Origin of the sequence: Rhodococcus sp. Z13, assembly GCF_025837095.1 — a bacterium.
In the GTDB taxonomy this organism is placed as follows: Bacteria; Actinomycetota; Actinomycetes; order Mycobacteriales; family Mycobacteriaceae; genus Rhodococcus; species Rhodococcus sacchari.
Window position 1 is genome coordinate 2,947,681 of the sequence record NZ_CP107551.1, and the last position, 22,480, is coordinate 2,970,160.

Here is a 22,480-nt window from a genome sequence, read left to right on the forward strand (position 1 = left end):
CGGTACATGCGACACCACATCCGCACACCTGTTCGTCTCGCGGGGTCGCGGCGCGATGAAGTGTCGGGGTCGCGGCGCGACGAAGTGTCGGGGTCGCGGCGCGACGAAGTGTCGGGCGTCACGACACCCTAGGATGACGGCATGACGAGCGCCAGGCGGTCCGTTGAGGAGCACGAACGGCACGTGGCGTCGCTGCTGCACACGCTGCGTGCGGGGTCGACGGCACAGGTGTCGTTGTCACATGCCCTGCACCGCACCCTCGCGGAGACCGTCGTCTCCCCCCTCGACCTGCCGTCCTTCCGGAACTCCCAGATGGACGGCTACGCCGTGCGCGCCACCGAGATCGCCGACGCGCCGGTGACGCTCCCCGTCCAGGGGGTGGTGGCCGCCGGGGACGGGGAGACGCGCCTCGAACCCGGCCACGTCCTGAAGATCATGACGGGCGCGCCGATCCCGGAGGGAGCCGACGCGGTGGTGCCCGTCGAGCACACCCGCGAGGCCGGGCCGGGCCGGGTGACCGTCGAGCAGGGGGTCTTCGCCGGGACGTACGTGCGCGAGGCCGGCAGCGATGTGCGCGCCGGGGACATGCTGGTGCCGGCGGGCACCGTGCTCGGGGCCCGGCACATCGCCGCGCTCGCTGCGGTGGGGGCGATCTCCGTGCCGGTACGGGCGCGGCCGCGGGTGGCGGTCATCTCCACCGGCAGCGAGCTCGTCCCGGCCGGCGACGCACTGGCGCCGGGCAAGATCTTCAACTCGAACGGTCCCGCCCTGGCGGCGAGCGCCCAGGCGAACGGCGCCGACATCGTCGTCATCGACCACTGCCACGACGATCCCGACGAGTTCGTCACGATGCTCGGGCACGCGGTGGAGGTCGCCGACGTCGTGTTCACCTCCGGTGGGGTGTCCCAGGGCGACTTCGAGGTCGTCAAGGACACCCTGCAGCCGCTCGGGGGCGAGTTCGTGTCGGTGGCGATGCAGCCGGGCGGCCCGCAGGGCACCGCCGTGTACGGCGGCGTGCCGATCCTGACCTTCCCCGGCAATCCCGTCAGCGCCCTGGTGTCGTTCGAGGTCTTCGCACGTCCGTCGCTGCGGGAGGCGGCGGGTCTGCCGCCCGTGACCCGGAAGACCGTGCCGCTCACCACCGGCGTGACCTCCGTGGCCGGCAAACGCCAGTTCCTGCGGGGGCGCCTCGACGAGAACGGGGTCACCCCCTTCCACGGGCACGGCTCGCATCTCGTGGCCGGGCTCGCCGCCGCCGACGTCCTTCTCGACATCCCCGCCGACACCACCTCCCTCGAAGCCGGAGAACTCGTGAAAGTTGTGACCCTGTGAGCGATCTCAGCCATCTCGACGACCAGGGCCGGGCCCGGATGGTCGACGTCTCCGCCAAGGCGGACACCACCCGGATCGCCGTCGCGGCAGGCGAACTCGTCACCACCCCCGAGGTGGTGGCGCTGGTCCGGGCGGACGACATGCCCAAGGCCGACGTGCTCGCCACCGCCCGGATCGCGGGGATCGCCGCGGCCAAGCGCACCTGGGAACTGATCCCGCTGTGTCATCAGCTGGCGCTGTCGTCGGTGAAGGTGAACTTCGGCTTCACCGACACCTCGATCACCATCGAGGCCAGCGCGAAGACCAAGGGGCCCACCGGCGTCGAGATGGAGGCCCTCACCGCGGTCGCGGTGGCGGGGCTGACCCTGCACGACATGGTCAAGGCGGTCGATCCCGCGGCCGTGCTGAACGGGGTGCGGCTGGTGTCGAAGGAGGGCGGCAAGCGGGGCCGCTGGTCGCGCGAGGACGCCGCACCGGAGACCGCCACCGGATCCGACGACGCCGCAGGCCGTTCCGCGACGGTGCTGGTCGCGTCCACCGGGGTCGCGGCCGGGACCCGCGAGGATCGCACCGGCCCGCTCATCCGGAGCTGGCTCGAGGAGCGGGGATTCACCGTGCGCGGTCCGCTGGTGTACGCCGACGCCGACATCGCCGCCGGGCTCTCCGAGGCGGTGCGCCCGAAGCCGGCGCTCGTGGTCACCACCGGCGGCACCGGCGCCTCCCCCACCGACGCCACCCCCGAGGCCACCCTCGCGCTGCTCGACCGTGAACTGCCGGGGGTCGCCGACTCGATCCGGCGGCGGGGTCTCGACGTCACCCCGCACGCGGTGCTCTCGCGGGGCGTCGCCGGGCTGGTGGGGCGTACCGTCGTCGTGAACCTGCCGGGTTCGCCCGGCGGCGTGAAGGACGGTCTGGCGGCGCTGGACCCGATCCTCGACCATCTGCTGGCCCAAGTCGCGGGAGGCGGCGCACATGAGTGAAATCCTGGCCCGGATCTCGTCGGAGCCGCTCGATCCCGCAGTGGTCGATGCGGCGGTGGCCGGTGACGAGCACGGCGCGGTGGTGGTCTTCACCGGCGTGGTGCGCAACCACGACGGCGGGCAGTCGGTGACAGCGCTGCAGTACCAGGCGCATCCCGATGCCGAGGCGTTCCTGCGCCGCTGCTGCGAGGAGGTGGCCCGGAAATCGGGGCTGCCGGTCGCGGCAGTGCATCGAGTGGGCGATCTCACCATCGGTGATCTCGCGCTCGTCGCCGCGGTCGCCGCGCCGCACCGCGCGGAGGCCTTCGCGACCTGCGCCGAACTGGTGGAACGCATCAAGGCCGAGGTCCCGATCTGGAAGCGTCAGCACTTCACCACGGGCACCTCCGAATGGGTGGGTCTGTAGCGCTCACCACGGGCCGCACCTGCACTGTGGGGTAGGGTGACATGGTTCGGGTGTCACGACGACACCCACCGTCGTGGGATACCGGCGGCCCGGGATCGTGCCCGGCCCGCACGCATTCGTGCACCGGCCTTCCTTGCGGCGATCGCACAGCACCATCGGGACCCTTCCCGTCGAGTGCACACACGCCGCATCGAAAGGCAGCGCTGTTCCATGACCACATCCTTCTCCGACCTCGGGGTACCCCGCCCGCTCGTCGCCGCACTGGGCGACGCAGGCATCACCAGCCCCTTCCCCATCCAGGTCGACACCCTCCCCGACACCCTCGCAGGCCGCGACGTGCTCGGCCGGGGGCGGACCGGCAGCGGTAAGACGCTGGCGTTCTCGATCCCGCTGACCGCGCGGCTCCGCGGTGCCGCCACCCGGGCCGCGGGCCGTCCGCGCGGACTCGTCCTGGCCCCCACCCGTGAACTCGCGACCCAGATCGCCGCGACCGTCGAGCCGTTGGCGCACGCCTCCGGCCTGCGGGTGACGACGATCTTCGGTGGTGTCTCGCAGAACCGTCAGGTCGAGGCGCTGCGTCGCGGTGTCGACATCGTCATCGCCTGCCCCGGCCGGCTCGAGGACCTCATGCGGCAGAAGTTCGTGAGCCTCGACGACATCGAGATCACCGTGCTCGACGAGGCCGACCACATGGCCGATCTCGGCTTCCTGCCCGGCGTCACCCGAATCCTCGCCGCCACCCCGAAAGACGGTCAGCGCCTTCTGTTCTCGGCCACACTCGATCGCGGTGTGGACAAGCTCGTCACGCGCTTCCTGAACGACCCGGTGCTGCACTCGGTGGACGAGGCGCACTCGCCGGTGGCCGCGATGACCCACCACGTCTTCGACGTGCCCGGTGTGGAGGCCAAGAAGGAACTGGTGCGCACGCTCGCCTCGGGTACCGGCCGCCGGATCCTGTTCATGCGCACCAAGCATCAGGCCCGCAAGCTCGCCAAGCAGCTCACCGAGTCCGGGATCCCCGCGGTGGATCTGCACGGCAACCTGTCGCAGAACGCCCGCGACCGGAACCTCGCGGCCTTCTCCTCCGGTGAGGCGCGGGTGCTCGTCGCGACCGACGTCGCGGCCCGCGGTGTGCACGTCGACGACGTCGAACTCGTCGTGCACGTCGATCCGCCCGCGGAACACAAGGCGTACCTGCACCGTTCGGGTCGTACGGCCCGCGCCGGCAGCGCCGGTGACGTCGTCACCATCGTTCTCCCGGACCAGCGCAAGGATCTCGCGACGATCATGCGCAAGGCCGCCATCGACGTCACCCCGATGAAGGTGACGGCCGACTCGGAGCACGTGCTGAATCTCGTCGGCGAGATCGCGCCGCTCGTGACGCCGACCCCGAAGCAGACCACCTCGAACGCGTCCTCCCGCCCGCAGCGCGACGGCGGACGCCGCCGCTCCGGTGGCGCACCGCGCCAGGGTACGAGTGGCGCACCGCGCCAGGGTAGTGGTGAACGTCGCGGCAACGGATCCGGTCGCCGGGGCGGTTCGGGTCAGCGTTCGGCAGCAGCAGGTGGACGCAGTGGTGCAACCACGGGTGGACGCAGCGGTGCAGCCGCAGGTGGACGCAGTGGTGCAGCCGCAGGAGGGCACCGCCGGTCGCAGGGCCGGACGTCCGCCGCGCGCTGACGGCCCGTCAGCGCGGCGTGAACCGGTGGATGGCGTACATCGCGTCGCCGGACACCGGTTCGGTCGCCACACACCGGCCCAGCCGGTCGCGCACGTCGTCGGTGTCGAGATCGGCGCCGATCACCACGAGCCGGGTGCCGTCGGACGCCGCGTCGGCCCGGCCCGCCGGGTCGAACCGGATGTGATCGCCGACGGTGTGTACCAGATAGGTGCTCGTCCGTAGGCCCGCCGCGACCCGCACGTATCCCTTGATGCGGAACACCCCCGGAGGCTGGTTCTCGAGGAAGTCGACCAGCGCCCGGGGGTGCAGTGCGTCGGTCGTCTCGAAGGTGATCGCGTCGTATCCGTCGTGCAGATGGGTGTGGTCGTCCTCGTCGTGCTCGTAGAGCAACTGGTCGAGGGTGAGCTGTTCACCGGGTTGCGGTCCCGGCCGCTCCGGGATGTCGAACAGCAACGCCGGGTCGATGCGGGCGTGTTCGGTCGAAACCACCGCGGCGCGGGAGTTGAGCCGGCACAGCCGGCTCAGCAGCTCGTCGTGGGTATCACTGTCGATCCGGTCGACCTTGTTGAGCAGCACCAGATCCGCGAGCGCGACGTGTTGTTCGAGTTCGGGATGCCGCTCGCAGGTCGCGTCGAACTCGACCGCGTCGACGACGAGCACGAGGCCGCCGTAGGTGACGAACTCGTTCTCCGATCCGACGACGAGCCGGATCATGTTGCGGGGTTCGGCCAGTCCGCTGGCCTCGACGACGATCACGTCGAGATCCGAGGAGCGGTGGGCGAGTTTGTCGAGCATCGCGTCCATGTCGCTGACGTCGACGGCGCAGCACAGGCAGCCGTTGCTCAGCGACATCATCGAGTCGACCTGCCCGGCGACCATCATCGCGTCGATGTTCACCGACCCGAAGTCGTTGACGATCACGCCGATCCGGGCGCCGCGGGTGTTGCGCAGGAGATGGTTGAGCAGGGTCGTCTTCCCCGAGCCGAGGAATCCGGCGACCACGATGACGGGGATCCTCGTCTTCGCCATGACCGCTGCAGCCCTCCTCAGGCCTTCCGGACGACGCTCGACTTGAGTTGCATGGGCCCGAACCCGTCGATCTTGCAGTCGATGTCGTGTCCGTCGACGCCGTCGACGAGCCGGATGTTGCGGACCTTGGTACCCGCCTTGATGCCGGTGGCGCTGCCCTTGACCTTGAGTGTCTTGACGACGGTGACAGTGTCGCCGTCGGACAGGACGTTGCCGACCGCATCGCGGATCACGCCGTCGGTCTCGTCGGCAGCCGCTGCCGCCGGCTCCCATTCGTAGGCACACTCGGGGCACACGAGCAGCGAGCCCAGCTCGTAGGTGTACGTGCTGGAACACTCGGGGCAGGGAGGCAGCTTCTCTTCCACGACGGGCATCATACGGGGATGCGTCTCCCGGGCCGCCGGAGCAGCCCGGGAGACGCATCGGTGCGGCGTCAGCTGCCGCGCTTGATCCACTCCTCGAGGTGCGGTGACTCGGTGCCGATGGTGGTGCCGTCACCGTGCCCGGTGTGCACGAGGGTCTCGGCCGGGAGAGCGAACAGCTTGTCGCGGATCGACCCGATGATGGTCGGGAAGTCCGAGAACGAGCGGCCCGTGGCGCCCGGTCCACCGGAGAACAGGGTGTCGCCGGTGAACAGCTCCCCCGCCTCCGGCAGGTACAGGCAGGTCGAGCCGGGCGAGTGTCCCGGCGTGGCGATCGCCTGGATGTCGGTGCCGGCGACACGGATCCGCTGGCCGTCCTCGAGCGAGCCGTGCGCGACACCCGGATGGGTCATCTCCCACAGCACGTCGTCGGCGGGGTTGAGCAGGATCGGCGCGTCGAGCTTCTCGGCGAGCTCGGGGGCGACGGTGATGTGGTCGTTGTGCGCGTGGGTGCACACGATCGCCACGACCTTGCGTCCACCGACCGCGTCGATGATCGGCTGCGCGGTGTGCGCGGCGTCGATCATGACCACCTCGGAGTCGTCGCCGACGAGCCAGATGTTGTTGTCGACCTCCCATTCGCCGCCGTCGAGCGCGAAGGTGCCCGAGGTGACGACCCGGTCGACGCGGATCGGCGAGGTGCTCACAGGACCACCACCGAACGCAGCACCTCACCGCGGTGCATGGTCTCGAAGGCCTTCTCGACGTCCTCGATGCCGATGCGCTCGGTGACGAACTTCTCGAGCGGCAACCGGCCCTGCTGGTACAGGTCGACGTAGGTCGGGAAGTCGCGCTCGGGCAGGCAGTCGCCGTACCAGGAGGACTTGAGCGAGCCGCCGTGCGAGAAGAAGTCGATCAGCGGCATCTCGAGGGTCATGTCCGGGGTGGGCACACCCACGAGCACGACGGTGCCGGCCAGGTCGCGGGCGTAGAAGGCCTGCTTCCAGGTCTCCGGGCGGCCCACGGCGTCGATGACGACGTCGGCTCCGAAGCCGTTCGTCAGTTCCTTGATGGCCTCGACGGCGTCGACCGAGGTGGAGTTGATGGTGTGGGTGGCGCCGAGATCGGTGGCCCATTCGAGCTTCTTGTCGTCGCGGTCGACGGCGATGATCGTGCCGGCACCGGCCAGGCGGGCGCCCATGATGGCGGCGTCGCCGACACCGCCGCAGCCGATCACGGCGACGGACTGGCCGCGGGTGACCCCGCCGGTGTTGACGGCGGCACCGAGGCCGGCCATGACACCGCAGCCGAGCAGGCCGACGACGGCCGGGTCGGCGCTCGGGTCGACCTTGGTGCACTGTCCGGCGTGCACGAGGGTCTTGTCGGCGAACGCGCCGATGCCCAGGGCCGGGGTGAGCTCGGTGCCGTCCTCTAGGGTCATCTTCTGGGTGGCGTTGAAGGTCGAGAAGCAGTACTGCGGCTGACCGCGCTTGCAGGCGCGGCACTGGCCGCACACCGCGCGCCAGTTCAGCACGACGAAGTCACCGACGGCGACGGAATCGACACCCTCGCCGACGGATTCGACGACACCGGCGGCCTCGTGGCCGAGCAGGAAGGGGAACTCGTCGTTGATGCCGCCCTCGCGGTAGTGCAGGTCGGTGTGGCACACACCGCACGCGGCGATCGCGACGACGACCTCGCCCGGACCGGGATCGGGGATCACGATCGGAACGACCTCGACGGGCGCTCCCTTCGACCGAGCGACGACTCCGCGGACGGTTTGCGACATGGTGTCTCCATTCGTGATCCGACCGGCCGCAACGGGCCGGTTCCTGACGGTGACTCCGACCCTATCCACCTTCGGGCCCGTGCGCGCCTGATCGAACGACGGGGTCGGCCCGCCCGAACGGACAGGCCGGACAGGTCCGGGAACGAAGGCTGCGAAACGGTGACGGTGTAACGCCGTCACCCGCCCGGACGACACTCGTGGTGACCCGCCGGCACGCCTGCAGCACACGGCTCGCACGCCGAGAAACGGATTGGTATCACTTTCATGGCACTTCGAATGTCGACGTCGCGACGTATCCTCGCCGGAGTTCTCGCTCCGACCGCGCTGGGAGTGGCGGCCGCCGCCGCAATCCTCCTGCCACAGCAGAAATCTCCCACCGTCGCCGATCCCGCGCTGGCCGGCATGGCGTCGACCGCCGAGTGCCACGATCTCGTCAGTCTCGGGATCGGCGGCCGCAACGACATCCCCCGCGACCAGTCGAAGATGCTCGTCGACGAGAAGGGCAACGTGCTGCCCGCCGCGCAGCAGGGCGCCTATTCGAGCCACTGGGTCGACCCGGTGATCAATGCACCGCTGGAGGGCTACGGCGACCGGTACGCCGCGATCTACATCGAGTACCCCGCGGACCTGGCCAGCTACGAGGCCGCGGTGAACACCGGTGCCGCGAACACCATCGCAGTGATGCAGGCCATCAAGAAGTCCTGCCCCGACACGCAGTTCGCCATCGTCGGCTACAGCCAGGGCGCCGACGTCGCCCGCCGCGCGGCCATGCAGATCGGCGCCCAGGAGGCCGGTGACGACGAGACCTGGCCCCTGGTCGATCCCGAGTCCGTCCGCGGTGTCGTGATCCTCTCCGACGCCGGCCGCCGCGAAGGCGAAGGCTTCTTCCCGGGCGCCCAGAACCCGAACAACCCCGACGGTTTCGACCGTCCGTACGAGCCCGGCAACGGTGTCTCCCCCGGCCGCGGTGTACTCCCGAACACCAGCGGGGACTTCGGCAAGCTCGCGGGTCGGGTCGCGTCGTTCTGCTCCGAGGGCGACTTCACCTGCTCGGCACCCGAGAACATCGCGCTCATCGAGCTTCTCGCGAACGTGGGCCGCCAGATCAACGCCGACGCCCTCGAGCGGGAGGGCCTGACGCCGGCGACCGGCGCCGACCTCGCCCAGGTCGTCGGGCGCGTCGCCCTGCTGGCCCTCGACCACATCTCGGCAGATCCCGACTGGATGCGCTCCGACGAGACCTTCCTCGAGGTGCTCATCAAGGTCTCCGACCCGAACTACGACCCCGCCACGGCGCGTCCCGCCACGCCCGTCGCCGACGAGATCGAGGTCGACGTCGAGGACGGCACCGCGACGCCGATCCCGTCGGATCGCCTCGCCAACCTCGCGTACCTGCCGGACAAGATCGTCAAGGAGATCGTCGGCTTCATCCGCAGCAATCAGAACACCCTCGCGGTGGTCCTGAGCGATCCCTACGACCAGACCTTCGGCTACAACGCCGAACTCGACGACCACTACGGTCACCACTTCGACTACTGGGACCGCCCCGAGGGCGGCACCTCGACCGTCGACTACGCCGCGGCGTGGCTCGTGCACCTCGCGCAGCAGGCCAAGGAGGGCAAGCAGGTCACGCCCAAGGACGCCGACAAGGCCGCGGTACTCGCGATCCTCGCGCATCCCGAACTGCTCGAGCCCGACACCGACGAGGACGCTCCGGCGGCAGCGGTCGGCACCACGACCGATGAGGGCACGCCGCAGGCCCCCGTCGTCGATCCGGCCGTCCCGGCCGGGGGCGAGCAGGCCGCGGCGCCGGAGGTCACCGGCACCGCCCCCGAGGTGACCCCGACGACCCCGGTCGACGCCGAGACGAGCGCCGAACCGCCGCAGACGGAGTCCACCACCCCGACCACCGGGGACGGCACCACCGACACAGCCGGCACGGAAGGGGCGACCACCACCGGTTCGACCCCGACCGGCACCCCGGTCACTTCGACGACCCCGGTCCCCACGTCGACCCCGGCGGCCTGACCTCCGCCGGTTCGAGCACCCGAGAACTCGGCGTCAGCTCGCGGCTCTGATCCCGGCCTCCGCACCGAGCGCCGCGGCCTCGCCGCGAGTACTGACGCCGAGTTTTCTCAATACGCTCGCGACGTGGAACTTCACGGTCGATTCGCTCACGCCGAGGCGCTCGGCGATCGCCCGGTTGCGGCGACCCGCCACGAGATGTTCGAGCACCTCGATCTCGCGCGGCCCGAGGGCGGCGAGGGCATCGAGGGCCGGGCCGTCCGCCGACACCGGCAGCAGGTCCAGCGGAAAGGTCACCGACACGCGGGTGCCCCAGCCCGGGGTGGCCTCCGATTCGATTCCGCCTCCGAGGGTCTCGACGCGATCGCGTAGCTGGCGTTCCAGGGCGGCGACGTCGATGTCCCCGCCCCCGTCGTCGCGCACGTCGGCGAGCAGCGTGGAGTCGTCGCAGTTCCAGGCGACGCGGATGCGCGTCACGTCCGGCTGGCCCGACATCGCCAGCACCGCCCCGCGCACCACCGCGCGTGCCGCGTGCGCGACCTCGCCGGGCAGCCCGCGGCCCCCGACAGGCGGGGCGACCATCTGCAGTTCCACGGAACGGTGCCGCAGCAGATCGCGCAGTTCCCCGTGCAGCCGCGCGAAGGCGGTGGTCAGGGCCTCCTCGGCGAGCTCGCGGTGCAGATCCACGGCCGAGCGCAGCCCGATGAGGGCCTCGGTGGCCGTCTCGCGGGCCGTGATGCGGGCCCGCCGGTCGTCGAGGTCCTTCGACCGCAGGGTGGCGAGGATCGTCTCGAGCGTCACCGCGTGCGCCTCGGTGAGTTCGGCGACCGTGCGGGCCCGCTCCGCCGAGGCGGCACGGGACTCCGCGAGGTAAGCGGGGCTGGCGCTGTGCACCTGCAGCTGGATGCCGGTGGCGACGACGGCGAACGCGGCCCGCACCAGATCGAGTGCGGCGGAGGGCGGTCGGGTGCCGCGCGGAATCATCAGCAGGAGCGTGTCGGTGCGGTCGAGCATCACGCACACCTCGCGGTCGCGGCCGGCGATGCGGAAGGTCTCGCGGCGGATCTCCCCGGCGGTGAGCTCGGTCCGCACCCGGTCGAGTTCGGCGATGGTCACGCGGTCGACGACGGCGGGATCACCCGCCACCTTGCGGGGCCGGCCGGTGCACTCACGCGTGAAGATCACCAGGGCGCTGTGCGGGGCGAGGTCGGCGATGTAGGCCGAGAACCTTCGGGCGATCTCCGCGAGCGGTCCGGTCAGCACGTCGCGCAGGTCGGTGATCAGGGCGTCGGCTCGGACTGCGGTACTCACGGACCCACGATATCGGTGTGGGAACGATCCACCCCATCGGGTGGAGGAGGGGCACCGTGATCGGTGCGGGAGATGGAACCGCAAGTGTGGAAACGAATTCCGTGGGTGGAGCTAAGGGGACTCGAACCCCTGACCCCCACACTGCCAGTGTGGTGCGCTACCAGCTGCGCCATAGCCCCTCGGACGGATCCTTCGCGAGGACCGCCACCGAAGACTACAGGCGAGAGCGGAAACTCTCGCCTGTAGCGATCTTGTGGAGCTAAGGGGACTCGAACCCCTGACCCCCACACTGCCAGTGTGGTGCGCTACCAGCTGCGCCATAGCCCCGTATGCGGTTGTCACCGTCGCGCTCCGGTTGTCCCCTTCGCGCTGAAAGAAAACTACACCATGGCGCTCGGCGCCAACAAATCGGCTGGTCAGAGCGGTGAGAGCGGGCGGTCCGCCCCCACCGCGGGCCGTCTAGCCGACGAGTTCGACCAGCCAGTCGCCGTTGCCGAGCGCGTCTACGACGACACCCTCGTGGACGACGGCGGGGGTGCCGGCGGCACCGGTGGTGGCGAGCAGCTGCCGTCCGGCCTCGGCGTCGGCCGCGGCCTGCTCGACGCGGGCACCGTCGGCGATGCACTGCGCGACCTCGTCGGAGGCCCCGGCGTCACGGGCCATCTGCGCGAGACCGGCGTTGTCGATGTCGCTCTTGCCGCCCTCGGCCGGCTGGTTGTCCGGCGACATCATGGCGCCGTGGAAGGCGGAGAACACCACGGCGTCGCCGCTCTCGGCGACGCACTGCGAGGCCGCCACCGCACGGGTCGAGTAGGTGCCGCTGCTCGACATGCGGTCGAGGAAGGCCAGCATCCGGTACCGCACGGCCAGCTTGCCGTCGTCGACGGCCTGGGCGATCTCCTGACCGTGCTTGTGCTCGAGTTCGGCGCAGTACGGGCACATGGGATCCTCGAACAGGTCGACGGTGGTGGCCGCGTCCGGCAGACCGACGAGGATCGCGCCGTCGTCCTCCAGGGTGACCTGCACCGCGGCGTTCTGCACGGATCCGTATCCGTCGTTGCGGGCGTCGCTGCTCCGCGACGACCACATCACACCCCCGACGACGAGTACCGCGATCACCACGATCGCGATGCCGCCGAGGATGTAGGTGAACTTGTTCGACGTCGGTTCCGGCGAGTACCTGACCGGTCTGACCTTCTTCGCGCTCACGAATACTGCCCTTTTCTCGTGGAGAGATATCCGGTGGTCACTCTGCCACCGACGGCTGAGCAGTAGCTGAGAGAGGCGCCCGGGAGCCGGGTCCCAGGGCGAAGGGGGACCGCGGGAACACCGCGAGCCACACGCCCAGCGCCAGGAACCCGAGATCGCGGGCGATCTCGAGGGCGTAGTCCCATCCGTCCACGCCCTCGGCGACCCCACCTCCCCCGAAGCAGCCGCAGTCGATCGACAGACCCCGCGCCCACGCCGAGGCGATCGCGGCGATGAGCCCGACCAGCACGAGCGCCCCGGCGATCGCCGCGGGCCGGACCGCCAGTCCGACGAGCAGCAGCAGACCGAGGACCAGTTCGGCGACGGGGAACACCGCCGCGAACGGCCGCACCAGGTCGACGGGAAGGAGCTGGTAGGCCCGGACCGCCACGACGGTCTGCGAGGGGTCGGAGAACTTGCTCCATCCCGAGATCAGCCAGACCGCGGCGAGACCGAATCGGGCGAGCAAGGAGACGAGGCGGACCCACATGCCGCCGAGACTACTCACCCACCGGTTCCCCGGGATGCGTCGTCCGTCACCGCCGTCGCGGACTGCGGGGCTCGGACCCGGCCGGCGAGGAACCACGGCAGGGTGGCGGCGAGCATGATCGCGCCCGTCACCGCGAAGGCCACCGAGTACGACGTCCGGTCGGCGAGGAAACCGGCGACGATCGGGCCGATCACCGCCCCGATGTCGGAGGTCATCTGGAAGGCGGCGAGGACCGGTCCGCCGCGGGCCTTGCTGCCGACGACGTCGGCGACCGCGGCCTGCTGCGACGGGTTCGCCAGACCCGAGCCCATCCCCGCGACGACGGAGACGGCGAGGAACCACGGGATGCTCTCGGTGAAACCGAGCAGGATGGTGCTCACCCCGCACACCGTCAGCCCGGCGAGCACGAACGGGCGGCGCCCGAAGCGGTCCGACCACTTGCCGGACTTGATCAGCACCAGCGCGTTGCCGACCGCGAACGCGGTGAGCGCGACACCGGCGAAGGCCTCCCCCTCCTGCAGGGCCTCGGCGACGAACAGCGGCACCATCGCGACCCGCACCCCGAACACCACCCAGCCGTTGGCGAAGTTGGAGCCGAGCGCCGCCCGGTAGACCGGGAAACGCAGGGCGTCACGCAGCCGCATGACGGGCACACCGTCGCCGCTGTCGGGCTGCGCGAGGTGCGAGGACCGCAGGCTGAATCCCACCACCGAGGCGGCGACGAGCAACGCCACCGCGTAGATGAGGAAGGGAGCGCGCAGCCCCAGGCCGATGAGGGCGCCACCGACGAGCGGCCCGAGGATGTTGCCCATGAGGAAGCTCGTGGCGTACAGGCCCGAGACGCGGCCGCGGGCGTTCGGCGGGGCGATGCGCACGAGCAGACCGAGCGCGGAGACGGTGAACATCGTCGAGCCGATGCCGCCGAGCGCACGGAAGACGAGCAGCTGCCAGTAGGTCGCGGCGAAGGCGCACGCCCCGGTCGACATCGCGACGATGAGCAGGCCCGTGATGTAGACGGGCCGCTCCCCCAGTCGCTGGACGAGGCTGCCGCTCGCCGGGGCGAACAGCAGGCGCATCGCCGCGAAGGACGACACGACGACGGTCGCGGCGGTGACCCCGACGTCGAAGCTGCGCGCGAACTGCGGCAGGGCGGGGGCGACGAGCCCGAAGCCGAGTGCGATGACGAAACTCGCGACGACCAGAACCCAGATCTCCCGCGGCAGGGCCGCCTCACGTGTGCGCATGATGCCCACGATGTTAGCCATGCGCACGACTTTTCCCGGTCCCGCCGGGAGGTGCGGACCTCAGGACAGGACCTCAGGACAGGACCGAGGACACCAGTTCCCGCGCGGCGTCCTGCACCTCGGCGAGGTGCTCGGGACCGCGGAACGACTCGGCGTAGATCTTGTAGACGTCCTCGGTGCCCGACGGGCGGGCCGCGAACCACGCGTTCTCGGTGGTGACCTTGAGCCCGCCGACGGCCGCGCCGTTGCCCGGCGCGGAGGTGAGGGCCGCGGTGATCGGCTCGCCCGCGAGTTCGGTGGCCGTCACCTGCTCCGGCGACAGTTTCGCCAGGACGGCCTTCTGCTCGCGGGTGGCGGGGGCGTCGACGCGGGCGTAGGCCGGGTCGCCGTAGCGATCGACGAGTTCGGCGTAGTAGCGGGACGGGCTCTTCTGCGTCACCGCCGTGATCTCCGCGGCGAGCAGCGCGAGGACGATGCCGTCCTTGTCGGTGGTCCACACCGAGCCGTCGCGGCGGAGGAAGGAGGCACCGGCGCTCTCCTCACCCCCGAAGCCCAGCGAGCCGTCGCTCAGGCCCGGCACGAACCACTTGAAGCCGACGGGCACCTCGAGCAGGTCGCGGCCGAGACCGGCGGCGACCCGGTCGATCATCGACGAACTCACCAGGGTCTTGCCGACCTTGCTCGACGCCGCCCAGCCGGGCCGGTTACGGAACAGGTAGTCGATGGCGACGGCGAGATAGTGGTTGGGGTTGAGCAGACCGGCGTCGGGGGTGACGATGCCGTGCCGGTCGGCGTCGGCGTCGTTGCCGGTCGCAAGGTCGTAGGCCTCCCGGTTGCGGATCAGCGAGGCCATGGCATTGGGCGACGAGCAGTCCATGCGGATCTTCCCGTCGGTGTCGAGGGTCATGAACCGCCAGGTCGCGTCGACCAGCGGGTTGACCACCGTCAGGTCCAGGTCGTGCCGGTCGGCGATCTCACCCCAGTAGTCGACGCTCGCCCCGCCCATCGGGTCGGCGCCGATCCGCACCCCCGCGGCGCGGACGACGTCGAGGTCGACGATGTTCGGCAGGTCGTCGATGTAGGCGCCGAGGAAGTCGTGCCGGCCCGCGGCGGCCAGGGCCGTGGACAGGGGCACCCGCTTCACCCCGGTGAGGCCGGCGGCGAGCAGTTCGTTGGCGCGGGCGGCGATGACGGAGGTCGCGTCGGTGTCGGCCGGACCGCCCGAGGGCGGGTTGTACTTGAAACCACCGTCGCGCGGCGGGTTGTGCGAGGGCGTCACGACGATGCCGTCGGCCCGGGCGCCCCGCCCGGCGTTGTGCCGCAGGATGGCGTGGCTGACGGCGGGGGTCGGGGTGTAGCGGTCGCGGGAGTCGACGACGACCTCGACGTCGTTCGCCACGAGCACCTCGAGGGCGCTCACCCAGGCCGGCTCGGACAGGGCGTGCGTGTCGCGGCCGAGGAACAGCGGGCCCGTGGTGCCCTGCGCGGCGCGGTACTCGACGATGGCCTGGGCGGTGGCGAGAATGTGGGCCTCGTTGAAGGCGCCGTCGAGACTCGAGCCGCGGTGCCCGGAGGTCCCGAAGACCACCTGCTGGAGCGGGTTCCCGGGGTCGGGCTGCACGGTGTAGTAGGCGGTGACCAGATGGGCGAGGTCCTCCAGGTCCGCGGCCTCGGCCGGCTGCCCCGCTCGTTCGTGCGCCATGTGCCCTCCTCGTCGACGGTGTGTGTCCCATCTTGCCCGGCGCGGTGCCTGGGCGCGCGGTGGACGCGGGAGGCGGCGGTCTCCTCCGAAGGATGCCGTCGGCTAGGGCACAAGGACTCTGACCTGCGAGTATTGTTTTCCGCCGCCCGGTCGGTCCGCTATATTCGACGACCGGAACGACGCATGTCCGGGGAGGAGGATGCGTCCGTTTCGTTCCGCGGTGCCCACCACGCACACCCGGTGGACGGGTGGGTGCCGCGGACGCGCCCGTCGCGCCGAGACGCTCACACCCCTTCAGCTCGGTCGGCGGGCTTTCCTGTCGGCGGATCCCGTACCGTCACGCCGACGTGTCCCGGAATGAGAAGACCCCGGGGGCCTGGACCTCTCGGTCCGGGCCTCCGGGGTCTCGGTGGAGCTGCCGGGAATCGAACCCGGGTCCTCCGCCGCCTCGCGAGGGCTTCTCCGTGTGCAGTTCGCTACGCCTCTACTCGGATCTCCCGTTCACGCGAACAAGACGGGATGACGATCCCAGTCGCTGTTTGTTGTCCCGTACGACTCCGCGACCGAGCCGGACGGTAGAGCTCTCTAGTCGATGCCAGACACCGGGCCGAGAGCGAACCCGGGCTGACAGAGACGCGCTCGCTGATCAGGCAGCGAGGGCGTACTCGCGCTGAGTAGACTCGGCGCTTAATTGGTTGCAGCGACGCTTACGGTGGTCTCTTGCCTGCACCGACACGCTTCCCCTTGCTCAACGTACGCAGTCGAAACCGTTCAGCCCCGTACGTACCTGCGACCTTCGCAGGACTACCTACTTTAACGACACGACGCCCCGATGTCATTCCCATTTGCGGGCGTCGGTCCGTCCCGGATCCGTGAACCTGGTCACCCGGCTGCTCACCAGCCCAGAAGCACGGCTGCTCACCAGCCCCGGAAGCGCTGCGGGGTCACGCGGACGGGCACCGAGTAGTCGGCGCGGAAGCTGTCCGGACCGTATTCGAGCGTCCGCATCCCCTCCTCGTACTTGCGCACATAGCGCTCCCATTCGTCGTCGGTGACCGGCGTGCCGGCCACGGCCGTCCCGGTGAACACCGCGATGTTGCCGCCGAAGCCGTCGCCGTCGAAGTTGAGCGCGACCCGGGGCCGCACGGCGATGTTGGCGAGTTTCGCGGTGCCCGGCCGGGAGAAGATCAGGAACGTGCCGTCGGACCACAGGAACCAGACGGGGGTGGGGACGGGACCGCCCTTGCCGTCGACGGTGGTCAACCAGATGGTCGACTCGTCCTCGAGCCGCTTCCGGACGGGCTCGGGCAGAGTGAGGGTGGGTGCGGAGATCTCGGACATGGCGTCGGTTTCCTCTCGGAGATTTCCTCTTGGAGATGCTGGTACCGCAGGTGGTCCAACGTCCCGGCCCCGGCGGTTCATCCCCCCCCCCGCAGGCCCGTCCCCCGCGGACTCGATCCTCGCAGTCCGGCGCCTCCGCCCGAGGATCAGCCGGCGATGCTGATGAGCGCGACCGCGGCGAGGGCGGCGAGCATGCCGAGCACCCGGGTGCGGCTCGCCCGCTCCCCCAGCACGACCATCGCGAGCAGCACGGTCACGGCCGGGTACAGCGCCGCGACCACACTCACCAGCGACAGCATCCCGTGCTGGTAGGCCATGAGCAACGCGCCGTTGGCGACCACGTCGACGACCCCGATCACGAGCAGCATCGGTGCCAGGGAACGGGTCGGCCACACCACGTGGCGCCAGGAGGCGGCGGCGACCGCCCACACCACGAGGGTTGCCGTGACCCGCGACGCGACGAGAGGCCACAGGCCGGTGCCGGACTCGACCTGGCCGAGCGCGATGAACGACAGGGCGAAGGCGACGCCCGAGCCTGCGGTCAGCCAGGCGACCCGTGACGTGAACCGTGGATGGTCCGCACCGGTGACCGTCTCGTCGGACTCGCGGCTGACCAGCCCCACCGCCAGCACCGCGATGAGGATCCCGACGTAGGCGAGCGGGCCGGGTCGTTCCCCGAGTGCGAACCCGACGCCCACCGGGATGCCGGCGACGAGCACGGCGGTGATCGGGGAGACCACCGACATCGGTCCCTGCGCGAGCGCGAGGTAGAACCACCAGATGGCCACTCCCCCGGCCACCCCGGCGGCAGCGCCCCAGGCCAGTGATCCGCCGGTGAGCTCCCCGCCGAAGAGCGGTGCGGCGGCCAGCGCCACGACGAGCGAGATCGGGTAGGTCACCACGACCACACCGAGCGCACTCGTCCGGCGTGAGGTGGCGCCGCCGGCGAAGTCACTGAGCCCGTAGGCGACGGCGGCGAGCAGTGCGAGGGCGAAGGCGATCAGCGGCGCATGCCCTTGACTCGACGGCCGAGCTCGCGGGTCACCTCGCGCTCGGCGGTGCGGCGGGCGATGTCCTGACGCTTGTCGTAGTCCTGCTTGCCCTTGGCGAGCGCGAGCTCGACCTTGACCTTGCCGTCGGAGAAGTACATCGACAGCGGCACGAGGGTCTGGTTGCCCTCGCGGGTCTTGCCGACGAGCGCGTCGATCTCCCGCCGGTGCAGCAGCAGCTTGCGGGTGCGGCGCGGCGCGTGGTTGGTCCACGTGCCGTGCCCGTATTCGGGGATGTGCAGACCGCGCAGCCACACCTCGCCGTCGTCGACGGTCGCGAACGCGTCGACCAGCGAGGCCTTGCCTTCACGCAGGCTCTTGACCTCGGTGCCGACGAGGGCGATACCGGCCTCGTAGGTGTCGAGGATGGTGTAGTTGTGGCGCGCCTTCCGGTTGGTGGCGATGACCTTCCGGCCCTTTTCCTTCACGTGCAGGCCTTTCCGGTCCACGATCGATCGAACAGAACATCGTCCAGCATAGGAACCTCGCACAACTCCTTATTCGCGCACGTACAGGCGCAGGGTCGCATACGAGGTGAGCGCGGCCATGCCGACACCGACGAGCACGAGGAACGGCGCGACCAGCAGGATGTCGCTGTCGGTGATGCGGGCGACGATGTTCGCGTCGTAGACCTCGGTGAGCATGTCGTCGACGAACATGCTCTTGGCGACGAACAGGCCCGCGATGGCCAGGGCGGCACCGACGATCGCGGCGACGACCGCCTCGAGGAGGAAGGGCAGCTGGGTGTACCAGCGGCTCGCGCCGACGAGCCGCATGATGCCGACCTCGGTGCGGCGGGTGAACGCCGCGATCTGCACCATGTTGGCGATGAGCAGCACCGCCGCGATCGCCTGGATCGTGGCGATGGCGAAGGCCCCGTTGCGGATGCCGCCGAGCACCCCGAACAGGCGCTCGACGAGGTCCTGCTGGTTGAGGACGCTGTCGACGCCGGGGCGGGTACCGAAGTCGTCCTGGATCAGCGCGAAGCGGTCCGGATCCGACATCTTGACCTTGAACGACGCCGGGAAGCTGTCGGGGCTGACGAGTTCGGCGAGTTCCGGCTGGTCGGCGAAGACCCGGTCGGTGGCGTCGGCGACCGCGTCGTCGCGGCTGAGGTACTGCACCGACACCACGTCGTCGGTGTTCTCCAGGTCCGAGCGCAGGGACGCGCAGATGTCCTGCTCGCACTCGGGGTCGGAGGAGGAGATGTCCTCGGTGAGGAAGACCTGGACCTCGACGCGGTCGAGGAAGATCCGTTCCGTCTTGCCCGCCATCTGCACCACGAGCAGGCCCGCCCCGAACAGGCCGAGGGAGATCGCCGTGGTGAGGATCATCGCGACGGTCATGGTGAGATTGCGGCGCAGGCCGGTGGTGACCTCGCTGAACAGGAAACTGGCACGCATCGGGTGGGGGATCCTTCGGTTTCCGGGTGGATGCTCGGGACTTCGGGGGCCGGCTAGCGGCCTACGCCGTAGACCCCGCGCGACTCGTCGCGCACGACGCGGCCGAGGTCGAGTTCGACGACCCGTCGCCGCATGGAGTCGACGATGTGGTGGTCGTGGGTGGCCATGATCACCGTCGTGCCCGTGCGGTTGATGCGTTCGAGCAGCAGCATGATGTCGCCGCTGGTCTCCGGGTCGAGGTTGCCGGTCGGCTCGTCGGCCATGAGCACCAGCGGACGGTTGACGAACGCGCGGGCGATCGCGACGCGCTGCTGCTCGCCACCGGACAGTTCGGCGGGCAGGCGGTCGGCCTTGCCGGACAGGCCCACCAGGTCGAGGACCTCCGGGACGGTGCGGTCGATCACCGAACGCGGCTTGCCGATCACCTCGAGGGCGAACGAGACGTTCTCGGCAACGGTCTTGCGCTGCAGCAACCGGAAGTCCTGGAAGACGCAACCGAGGTTCTGCCGCAGTTTCGGGACGCGGCGGGCCGGCAGCTTGTTGACGTGGAAGTCGGCCACGTGGATGTCGCCGCTGGTGGGGCGCTCCTCGCGCAGCAGCAGGCGCAGGAAGGTGGACTTGCCGGATCCGGACGGCCCGATGAGGAAGACGAACTCCCCCTTCTCGACGTTGACGGACACCCCGTCGAGCGCGGGTCGCGTGGACGTCTTGTAGGACTTGGACACATTCTCCAGCCGGATCACGTGGCCATGCTAGCCGTTTCATCGCCCGGAAAGGCAGGCTGGTGACAAGTGCCCTACTTGCCATTTGCCGGAGTTTACCTCGGAGAATGTCGGTGGGGCAATGTGCGAAACCTTAGGGAGTGAGAGTGTCGCGCATTTGCGGTACGTATCCGGTACATCCGAAGCTCTCCCTGAAACGACGAATGCGCCCCACCCTCACGGATGAGGATGGGGCGCATTCATGTCAGGGGTTGGTGACGCGGAGGTAGGTCGTCGCACCAGCAGAGATCGTTCCCTTGAAGATGGCGTTCGTGTCCTGCGCTTCCACGGTGAACTCGTCACCATCGGAGACCGACACGCCTGTCGCCGTGCAGGTCGCCGTCCCCGATGATCCACTCACAGCAGTTCCGGTTCCGATGATCGCGCCGTTCACAACACCGAAAATGACGATTCACGGAATGTGGTGCATGCCACCTTCCGACTCGGAGCTGCGGAAAAACCTGTGGTGACGAGTGGGGAATCCCGGGTCACTACCTGATGAACGGATCCACGTACCCCGCCGTCTCCTCCACAGCCGCCGGCGCCGGTGCCACTTCTCCCGCCTGGGGCTGCGCCGCCTTCTCGATGCCGATCTGCACTGCCTGCTCGATCCGCTGCTCCTGCACCGGCGACGTCCTGCCGACATAGAAACTCGCAAGAACGTTACCGATGGCGGACAGGATCATGGCGGCGTAGCTGAGGTACTGCGCCGCTTCGGATTCGGTGAACAGCTTGGCGCCGACCGCGACCGCGCAGGCGAGCGCGAACAGACTGTAGAGGGCCTGCCGGATGGCGTCCCAGTACGTCACGATGTGCTTCACTTGCCCCCCTCGAGGAGTCGATCGAGTTTCGCTTCGATGCGCCGCTGCCGGGCCGCGATGGTCTGCACCAGCCCCACCAGGGACCGGCCGACCTCGTCCGGGACGTCTGCGTATTCGTCGCGGATGTCGTAGCCGTCCCACACCGTCTCGTTCCATACGTCTGCCCACATGTCGTAGGGCCACGGCTCGTCCGGGGTGCGGGTGGACGGGTTCACGTTCTGCGGCCGGTTGATCCGCCGCAGCCGCTCCACGTGCGGATGCAGCTGGCCGGCGCCCTCCTCGACGATGTCTCCCACGATTCCCTCCTCGGGTTCGGTTGCGCTACCGGAGAACAGCGCGCGGAGTTGCTGCTCGGTACCGCGGTAGGCGTTGACGTCGACCTTCTGCCCGGCCACCTGGCCCTGCTCGGAGAACTGCAGGATCTCCACCGGTGGGGCCCCGGTGTGGAACTCGGCCCACCCCGCGAAACCATCCCCCGGATACAGCACGGAGGCGTATCCGGTGCCGGTGACGTAGTGGCTGTTCCAGATCGGTGGCGTCCCATCCAAGCGGGGGGCGCCCATGTGGCCGGTCCAGTACCAGCGCGGCAGGTAGTTGGCGAACACCCGCATGCCGCGTTCTTCGATCGCCCGGATCAACGCCTTCATGTTGTCGATCGAGCCACGGGTGCCGGTGTCCTCATAGTCCAGCTGGATCGGGATCGACGTGTCCCCGAGGTGGGCGAGCAACGCGTCGGCCTGCCGGTTCACGTCGATGTTGTTGCGAGCGAAGTGGTAGCCGCCGAACAATCCCGGGAAGTGCTCACGCATGAGGTCCCGGGCCCGAGGCCAGTAGGGGTCGCGGTAGTAGTCGCCCTCGGTGACCTTGTGGGTGGCGAACACGAACCCCTCACGCCGGGCCTGCGCGAAGTCGAACGCACCCTGGTGGTTGCTGATGTCGATTCCGTAGAGGGTCATCGGGTTCCCTTCGGTGGGACGAGCTGCGCGAACCCGACCCGCACGTAGTCGGAATACTCACCCCGCCCCGGATCGGCCGGTACCGGGCTGGGAGCTTCGCCGGGGTAGAGGGCACCGTCGAGCAGCGGCAACGGATCCAAGCGATGCGGGCCGGGCGGCGACCACACGTAGCGATGCCACTCGAGGTGCAGATGCGGAGCGACCCCACCGTTGGTGGCTGAACTCGGGTCGATGTGGGCGATCCGCTGCCCCGCCTCGACCCGCTGCCCCACCTGCACCTCCGGCACGACATGCCCGTACACGGTGGTGCCCCCACCATCGGCGGCCGGATGATCGACCACCACCCAGCGACCGAACCCCGACGCCGGGCCTGCCGCGGTGACGGTGCCGCCCTGCACCGCGTACACAGCCATGCCGGCGGAGCCACCTTCACGTCCGAAGTCGACACCCCAGTGCACGCCACCCCACCGGTCCCCGAACCGGGAGGTGACGATGTGGCCCCGTTCGAGAGGCCAGTACTTCGGTGCCATGCCCGTCACGGTAGGGGTCT

At 69.8% G+C, this 22,480-nt stretch carries 22 protein-coding genes, 2 tRNA genes and 1 other RNA gene; 5 read left to right on the plus strand and 20 right to left on the minus strand.

Going from position 1 to position 22,480, the window contains the following annotated elements:
• The first annotated feature begins 141 nt into the window (after nucleotides 1-141).
• The 4 genes from OED52_RS13445 (at nucleotide 142) to OED52_RS13460 (ending at nucleotide 4,398) form a co-directional block, all read left to right on the plus strand.
• Nucleotides 142-1,332: a molybdopterin molybdotransferase MoeA gene (locus OED52_RS13445; RefSeq protein ID WP_264151369.1), complete on the plus strand. Its 1,191-nt coding sequence runs from the start codon at nucleotides 142-144 to the stop codon at nucleotides 1,330-1,332.
• Nucleotides 1,329-2,312, plus strand: coding sequence for a bifunctional molybdenum cofactor biosynthesis protein MoaC/MoaB (moaCB, locus tag OED52_RS13450; RefSeq protein ID WP_264151370.1), 984 nt, complete (start codon nucleotides 1,329-1,331; stop codon nucleotides 2,310-2,312). The genes OED52_RS13445 and moaCB overlap by 4 nt, the downstream gene beginning before the upstream one ends.
• Nucleotides 2,305-2,718 (plus strand): molybdenum cofactor biosynthesis protein MoaE, encoded by a 414-nt coding sequence (locus OED52_RS13455; protein WP_264151371.1) that lies wholly within the window; start codon nucleotides 2,305-2,307, stop codon nucleotides 2,716-2,718. Before moaCB ends, OED52_RS13455 begins: the two co-directional genes overlap by 8 nt.
• Nucleotides 2,719-2,928: 210 nt before the next feature.
• A complete protein-coding gene (locus OED52_RS13460) occupies nucleotides 2,929-4,398 on the plus strand; it encodes a DEAD/DEAH box helicase (RefSeq protein WP_264151372.1) in 1,470 nt (489 codons plus the stop codon).
• A gap of 7 nt (nucleotides 4,399-4,405) precedes the next feature.
• On the opposite strand, the gene OED52_RS13465 is transcribed toward OED52_RS13460, so the two are convergent.
• From OED52_RS13465 to OED52_RS13480, 4 genes are read right to left on the minus strand one after another with little or no spacing between them, the layout of a single operon-like run.
• Nucleotides 4,406-5,428 carry a CobW family GTP-binding protein gene (locus tag OED52_RS13465; RefSeq protein ID WP_264151373.1) on the minus strand — a complete coding sequence of 341 codons (1,023 nt, stop codon included), beginning with the start codon at nucleotides 5,426-5,428 and terminating at the stop codon, nucleotides 4,406-4,408.
• Nucleotides 5,429-5,445: 17 nt separating this feature from the next.
• Complete coding sequence (locus tag OED52_RS13470) at nucleotides 5,446-5,802, minus strand: zinc ribbon domain-containing protein YjdM (RefSeq protein WP_264151374.1); 357 nt, start codon at nucleotides 5,800-5,802, stop codon at nucleotides 5,446-5,448.
• A gap of 59 nt (nucleotides 5,803-5,861) precedes the next feature.
• Nucleotides 5,862-6,497: an MBL fold metallo-hydrolase gene (locus OED52_RS13475; protein WP_264151375.1), complete on the minus strand. Its 636-nt coding sequence runs from the start codon at nucleotides 6,495-6,497 to the stop codon at nucleotides 5,862-5,864.
• Nucleotides 6,494-7,579 carry an S-(hydroxymethyl)mycothiol dehydrogenase gene (locus tag OED52_RS13480; protein ID WP_264151376.1) on the minus strand — a complete coding sequence of 362 codons (1,086 nt, stop codon included), beginning with the start codon at nucleotides 7,577-7,579 and terminating at the stop codon, nucleotides 6,494-6,496. Before OED52_RS13480 ends, OED52_RS13475 begins: the two co-directional genes overlap by 4 nt.
• 264 nt (nucleotides 7,580-7,843) lie before the next feature.
• Between OED52_RS13480 and OED52_RS13485 the strand changes: the two genes are divergently transcribed.
• Nucleotides 7,844-9,607, plus strand: a complete 1,764-nt coding sequence (locus OED52_RS13485; RefSeq protein ID WP_264151377.1) for a cutinase family protein — start codon at nucleotides 7,844-7,846, stop codon at nucleotides 9,605-9,607.
• A gap of 33 nt (nucleotides 9,608-9,640) precedes the next feature.
• Here the strand turns inward: OED52_RS13485 and OED52_RS13490 are convergent, their stop codons facing one another.
• The 16 genes from OED52_RS13490 to OED52_RS13565 all read right to left on the minus strand — a co-directional run bounded on the left by OED52_RS13490 (nucleotide 9,641) and on the right by OED52_RS13565 (nucleotide 22,460).
• A complete protein-coding gene (locus OED52_RS13490) occupies nucleotides 9,641-10,915 on the minus strand; it encodes a LuxR C-terminal-related transcriptional regulator (protein WP_264151378.1) in 1,275 nt (424 codons plus the stop codon).
• A gap of 106 nt (nucleotides 10,916-11,021) precedes the next feature.
• Nucleotides 11,022-11,094: transfer RNA gene (locus OED52_RS13495), tRNA-Ala, on the minus strand.
• Nucleotides 11,095-11,169: 75 nt separating this feature from the next.
• A tRNA-Ala gene (locus OED52_RS13500) sits at nucleotides 11,170-11,242 on the minus strand.
• 132 nt (nucleotides 11,243-11,374) lie between these two features.
• Complete coding sequence (locus tag OED52_RS13505; RefSeq protein ID WP_264151379.1) at nucleotides 11,375-12,124, minus strand: DsbA family protein; 750 nt, start codon at nucleotides 12,122-12,124, stop codon at nucleotides 11,375-11,377.
• A gap of 37 nt (nucleotides 12,125-12,161) precedes the next feature.
• Entirely contained in the window at nucleotides 12,162-12,653 is a 492-nt protein-coding gene (locus OED52_RS13510; RefSeq protein WP_264154704.1) for a MauE/DoxX family redox-associated membrane protein, read from the minus strand.
• Nucleotides 12,654-12,667: 14 nt separating this feature from the next.
• A complete protein-coding gene (locus OED52_RS13515; RefSeq protein ID WP_264154705.1) occupies nucleotides 12,668-13,897 on the minus strand; it encodes an MFS transporter in 1,230 nt (409 codons plus the stop codon).
• A 73-nt stretch (nucleotides 13,898-13,970) separates the two neighbouring features.
• Nucleotides 13,971-15,599 carry a phosphoglucomutase (alpha-D-glucose-1,6-bisphosphate-dependent) gene (gene pgm / locus OED52_RS13520; protein ID WP_264151380.1) on the minus strand — a complete coding sequence of 543 codons (1,629 nt, stop codon included), beginning with the start codon at nucleotides 15,597-15,599 and terminating at the stop codon, nucleotides 13,971-13,973.
• A gap of 407 nt (nucleotides 15,600-16,006) precedes the next feature.
• Nucleotides 16,007-16,378: a transfer-messenger RNA gene (gene ssrA, locus OED52_RS13525) on the minus strand.
• Nucleotides 16,379-16,517: 139 nt separating this feature from the next.
• On the minus strand, nucleotides 16,518-16,940 hold the full coding sequence (locus OED52_RS13530) for a TIGR03667 family PPOX class F420-dependent oxidoreductase (protein ID WP_264151381.1): 423 nt from the start codon (nucleotides 16,938-16,940) through the stop codon (nucleotides 16,518-16,520).
• A 146-nt stretch (nucleotides 16,941-17,086) separates the two neighbouring features.
• Nucleotides 17,087-17,944, minus strand: coding sequence for a DMT family transporter (locus OED52_RS13535; protein WP_264154706.1), 858 nt, complete (start codon nucleotides 17,942-17,944; stop codon nucleotides 17,087-17,089).
• Nucleotides 17,941-18,417 (minus strand): SsrA-binding protein SmpB, encoded by a 477-nt coding sequence (smpB, locus tag OED52_RS13540; RefSeq protein WP_264151382.1) that lies wholly within the window; start codon nucleotides 18,415-18,417, stop codon nucleotides 17,941-17,943. Before smpB ends, OED52_RS13535 begins: the two co-directional genes overlap by 4 nt.
• A gap of 69 nt (nucleotides 18,418-18,486) precedes the next feature.
• Nucleotides 18,487-19,392, minus strand: a complete 906-nt coding sequence (ftsX, locus tag OED52_RS13545) for a permease-like cell division protein FtsX (RefSeq protein WP_264151383.1) — start codon at nucleotides 19,390-19,392, stop codon at nucleotides 18,487-18,489.
• A 53-nt stretch (nucleotides 19,393-19,445) separates the two neighbouring features.
• A complete protein-coding gene (gene ftsE / locus OED52_RS13550) occupies nucleotides 19,446-20,135 on the minus strand; it encodes a cell division ATP-binding protein FtsE (RefSeq protein WP_264151384.1) in 690 nt (229 codons plus the stop codon).
• A gap of 509 nt (nucleotides 20,136-20,644) precedes the next feature.
• Nucleotides 20,645-20,974 (minus strand): hypothetical protein, encoded by a 330-nt coding sequence (locus OED52_RS13555; protein ID WP_264151385.1) that lies wholly within the window; start codon nucleotides 20,972-20,974, stop codon nucleotides 20,645-20,647.
• Nucleotides 20,971-21,930 carry a glycoside hydrolase family 25 protein gene (locus OED52_RS13560; protein WP_264151386.1) on the minus strand — a complete coding sequence of 320 codons (960 nt, stop codon included), beginning with the start codon at nucleotides 21,928-21,930 and terminating at the stop codon, nucleotides 20,971-20,973. The genes OED52_RS13555 and OED52_RS13560 overlap by 4 nt, the downstream gene beginning before the upstream one ends.
• Nucleotides 21,927-22,460 carry a murein hydrolase activator EnvC family protein gene (locus tag OED52_RS13565; protein ID WP_264151387.1) on the minus strand — a complete coding sequence of 178 codons (534 nt, stop codon included), beginning with the start codon at nucleotides 22,458-22,460 and terminating at the stop codon, nucleotides 21,927-21,929. Before OED52_RS13565 ends, OED52_RS13560 begins: the two co-directional genes overlap by 4 nt.
• Between the last annotated feature and the right edge of the window lie 20 nt (nucleotides 22,461-22,480).

Bases quoted from the DNA above. Each gene is read 5' to 3' on its own strand.
- OED52_RS13445 (WP_264151369.1), top strand. From the start codon at position 142: ATGACGAGCGCCAGGCGGTCCGTTGAGGAGCACGAACGGCACGTGGCG.
- OED52_RS13455 (WP_264151371.1), top strand. From the start codon at position 2,305: ATGAGTGAAATCCTGGCCCGGATCTCGTCGGAGCCGCTCGATCCCGCA.
- OED52_RS13460 (WP_264151372.1), top strand. From the start codon at position 2,929: ATGACCACATCCTTCTCCGACCTCGGGGTACCCCGCCCGCTCGTCGCC.
- OED52_RS13465 (WP_264151373.1), bottom strand. From the start codon at position 5,428: ATGGCGAAGACGAGGATCCCCGTCATCGTGGTCGCCGGATTCCTCGGC.
- OED52_RS13470 (WP_264151374.1), bottom strand. From the start codon at position 5,802: ATGCCCGTCGTGGAAGAGAAGCTGCCTCCCTGCCCCGAGTGTTCCAGC.
- OED52_RS13480 (WP_264151376.1), bottom strand. From the start codon at position 7,579: ATGTCGCAAACCGTCCGCGGAGTCGTCGCTCGGTCGAAGGGAGCGCCC.
- OED52_RS13485 (WP_264151377.1), top strand. From the start codon at position 7,844: ATGGCACTTCGAATGTCGACGTCGCGACGTATCCTCGCCGGAGTTCTC.
- OED52_RS13510 (WP_264154704.1), bottom strand. From the start codon at position 12,653: ATGTGGGTCCGCCTCGTCTCCTTGCTCGCCCGATTCGGTCTCGCCGCG.
- OED52_RS13515 (WP_264154705.1), bottom strand. From the start codon at position 13,897: ATGCGCACACGTGAGGCGGCCCTGCCGCGGGAGATCTGGGTTCTGGTC.
- pgm (WP_264151380.1), bottom strand. From the start codon at position 15,599: ATGGCGCACGAACGAGCGGGGCAGCCGGCCGAGGCCGCGGACCTGGAG.
- OED52_RS13530 (WP_264151381.1), bottom strand. From the start codon at position 16,940: ATGTCCGAGATCTCCGCACCCACCCTCACTCTGCCCGAGCCCGTCCGG.
- ftsX (WP_264151383.1), bottom strand. From the start codon at position 19,392: ATGCGTGCCAGTTTCCTGTTCAGCGAGGTCACCACCGGCCTGCGCCGC.
- OED52_RS13560 (WP_264151386.1), bottom strand. From the start codon at position 21,930: ATGACCCTCTACGGAATCGACATCAGCAACCACCAGGGTGCGTTCGAC.
- OED52_RS13565 (WP_264151387.1), bottom strand. From the start codon at position 22,460: ATGGCACCGAAGTACTGGCCTCTCGAACGGGGCCACATCGTCACCTCC.